This window comes from Lunatibacter salilacus (genome assembly GCF_009797935.1).
GTDB classification, from domain to species: Bacteria; Bacteroidota; Bacteroidia; order Cytophagales; family Cyclobacteriaceae; genus Lunatibacter; species Lunatibacter salilacus.
In genome coordinates this window covers 1-977 of record NZ_VOLC01000051.1, presented here as the reverse complement: position 1 = coordinate 977, position 977 = coordinate 1, and the positions used below count along the sequence as shown (strand labels likewise).

Annotated in this window: 2 protein-coding genes; both read right to left on the bottom strand. The window is 42.5% G+C overall.

All coding sequences use genetic code 11. The features are described 5' to 3' along the window. Positions 1 to 193: 193 nt before the first annotated feature. A complete protein-coding gene (locus FQ608_RS28190) occupies positions 194 to 412 on the bottom strand; it encodes a type II toxin-antitoxin system RelE/ParE family toxin (protein WP_394351692.1) in 219 nt (72 codons plus the stop codon). Between the two features lie 77 nt (positions 413 to 489). Further along, positions 490 to 891: a hypothetical protein gene (locus FQ608_RS27075; protein ID WP_158861640.1), complete on the bottom strand. Its 402-nt coding sequence runs from the start codon at positions 889 to 891 to the stop codon at positions 490 to 492. Between the last annotated feature and the right edge of the window lie 86 nt (positions 892 to 977).

Genomic DNA, 977 nt, shown 5'->3' with positions numbered 1-977 from the left:
GGTTTCGTTTTGGCAGCGGGGATGGTTGTGGTGCCATTCCTTTCCCGCCAAAACCGGATTCTGTTTGGTTCTGCCTTTTCATTTTCGGGATAGGTCATAGGTAATGGGTAATTAGGTTGATTGGTTATTATGTTATTGAGTTACTGGTTACTGGGTTATTGAAGCGTTCGACAGCTTCACTGTCGGTCGGACATTATTCGTTGTCAAAATCGAATGCGTTATGTATTAATCGTTCACATCGATGAACTGTAATTATGTCAATTCTAAACTCATCAACGATATGATATACAATTCTATAGTTTATTCTTATTAGAGATCTAATCTTTTCATTTTCAAATTCAGGCACCATTATTCCTGACCTGGGATGATCTTCGAGTATGTCAACAGCATCAAATAACCGTTCTACAACTATTTCAGCATATCTCTCTCAATCTTTTGCAATATGTTCACCAATATCGTTTAAATAGGAGATTGCCGAATCCGTCCAGACTACTTTAACCATTTGTTGAGTTTTTTCCTGGCCTCCTCTTTGGTGTTAAGGGTCATATATGGGTAGAATGGATTGCATTTTTGGTACCCTCTTTTGGCCGAGGTAAAGGTTGAAGAAGCCAGCCTCTCCCGCCAAAACCTGATTCTGTCCGGTTCTGCCTTTTCTTTTTCGAAATACCTCATCGCTCCGAGAAAAAGACGGCAGCCCAACCAACAATGGGTTTTGGCGGGAGAGGCAAGGTGAAATTGACATGGTGGCGGCCAAAACTTGGAGACTACGGTTATTCCCAAACCCCGGGCTTCACCCGGGGCTACTAAGATGTCACCCCGCTGGGGCTTTTTGTATCCTGATATTGAGGTAGTTATTTCGATAGAATGGTTGGTTGCAACGGTATAGAACACGGATTAGACAGATATAGCGGAACTTGTCCCGGTTTTTCGGGATTTGTGCGGATTTTTTTGGTTATGATAATTCCCAGCCCTGTAAG